Source organism: Achromobacter spanius (genome assembly GCF_039673305.1).
GTDB classification, from domain to species: Bacteria; Pseudomonadota; Gammaproteobacteria; order Burkholderiales; family Burkholderiaceae_B; genus Achromobacter; species Achromobacter spanius_F.
In genome coordinates this window covers 1-1,795 of the sequence record NZ_JBDJLJ010000120.1, presented here as the reverse complement: position 1 = coordinate 1,795, position 1,795 = coordinate 1, and the positions used below count along the sequence as shown (strand labels likewise).

Genomic DNA, 1,795 nt, shown 5'->3' with positions numbered 1-1,795 from the left:
ACAGCCCTGCTGCGTGCCACCGCGGGAGCGCCCGTGCGCTACTCCCCGTCGCGGGCGGCGGGCGGGGCGCCCGTGGCGCCCCCCATCACGCCCCCCCGCGGGGCCGAGGCCGCGCGCCGGCTGACCCGCCAGCGCGCGCTGGCCACGCACCCCATGAACGCCAAGCTGTTAGCCCACGCCACCCTGCAGCGCGTGGTGCTATCCTGCCAGGCGTAAGCCCTTGATCCGGCGGCGCTTTGCCCGGAACCGGGGTGGGGCGCCCCGGCTCCTTCAACCAGACTCACCATGTACGTCGATTCCCACTGTCATTTGAATTTCCCGGAGCTGGCGGCCGATCTGCCGGCCATTCTTGACCGCATGACGGCAAACCAGGTCACGCACGCGCTGGTCGTCAGCGTCAACATGCCGGAATGGCCGGGCATGATGTCGCTGGTCGAGCCCGAGCAGCGCCTCTGGGCCTCGGTGGGCGTGCACCCCGATTACGAGGACACGCCGGATCCCACCGCCGAAGAACTGGTGCGCCTGTCGGCGCATCCCAAGGTTGTCGCCATCGGCGAGACCGGCCTGGACTACTACCGGCTGTCGGAGCCGCTGGACTGGCAGCGCGAGCGCTTTCGCCGCCACATCCGCGCCGCGCGCGACGCCGGCCTGCCGCTCATCGTCCACACCCGTTCGTCGGCCGAGGACACGGTGCGCATGCTGCGTGAAGAGAAGGCGTCCGAGGCCGGCGGCGTGATGCACTGTTTCACCGAAACCTGGGAAGTCGCCCAGGCCGCGCTGGACCAGAATTTCTACATCTCGCTGTCGGGCATCGTGACGTTCAAGAATGCCCAGATCGTGCATGAAGTGGCCGCCAAGGTCCCGCTGGACCGGCTGCTGATCGAAACCGATTCGCCGTACCTGGCGCCGGTGCCGTACCGCGGCAAGCTCAACGATCCCTCCAAGGTGATCCACGTCGCCGAGAAGATCGCGGACCTGCGCGGCATTCCGGTGGCTGATGTGGCGCGCGCGTCCACGGATAATTTCTTCCGGCTTTTCAACAAGATAAAGCAGTAATTCAAAGGGATACCCATGGCCATCAGCCTCGCATCTGCCCACAAAGCCTTCCTGTCCTGCGGTCGCGCAGGCTTGCTGGCGCTGGCCATCGGGCTGGCCGCGCCGGTCTCGCAGGCCGCCAACTCCGCCGACTGGTGGGTGTACGTGGCCAACGACTATCCCGACGACATCAAGGCCTTGCTGGCCCAGGGGTCCGATCCCAACGTCCGCTACAAGAACGGCCAGCCGGCCATCATGCGCGCGGTGGTGGACGGCGCCTGGAAGGTGTTCGACGTGCTGGCGGCCGACAAGCGCACGGACGTGAACGCCGAGAATCCCGCTGGGGAAACCCCGCTGATGTACCTGGCCATCGCGGGCCAGACCGAACGCGCCCGCAAGCTGATCGCGCGCGGCGCCAACGTCAACCGCCTGGGCTGGACGCCGCTGCATTACGCGGCCTCCCGGGGACAGATGGAAATGGCCCGCCTGCTGCTGGCGAACAAGGCAATGGTCAACGCGCCGGCGCCCAACGGCGAGACGCCGCTGATGATGGCGGCGCTGTCGGGACGCAAGCCCATGGTGGATCTGCTGATCAAGTCGGGGGCGGACGTCACCACCCAGGACACCAAGGGCCAGGATGCGGCCGCCTGGGCGACGACGGGCAAATCCACGGCGCTGGCGTCCGAACTGTCGGCCATGATCGCGAAGGCAGAGGACGACAAGCGCAAGCGCCGCGCGGCGGCGCAGGGCGGAGCGCCGG

The 1,795-nt window shown here is 68.2% G+C and carries 2 protein-coding genes and 1 pseudogene; all 3 read left to right on the top strand.

Annotated features, from left to right (window positions below; translation table 11 throughout):
* Nucleotides 1-216 (top strand): annotated as a pseudogene (locus ABE485_RS31080) (DNA polymerase III subunit delta'); the annotation flags it as partial.
* A 69-nt stretch (nt 217-285) separates the two neighbouring features.
* Nucleotides 286-1,056 carry a TatD family hydrolase gene (locus ABE485_RS31075; RefSeq protein WP_346519096.1) on the top strand — a complete coding sequence of 257 codons (771 nt, stop codon included), beginning with the start codon at nt 286-288 and terminating at the stop codon, nt 1,054-1,056.
* Nucleotides 1,057-1,071: 15 nt separating this feature from the next.
* Nucleotides 1,072-1,795, top strand: a 724-nt coding sequence (locus ABE485_RS31070; RefSeq protein ID WP_346519095.1) for an ankyrin repeat domain-containing protein, incomplete at its 3' end; no start/stop codon positions are given.

What these genes read in the sequence shown, in the direction of transcription:
- ABE485_RS31075 (WP_346519096.1), top strand. Translation starts at nt 286, where the DNA reads ATGTACGTCGATTCCCACTGTCATTTGAATTTCCCGGAGCTGGCGGCC.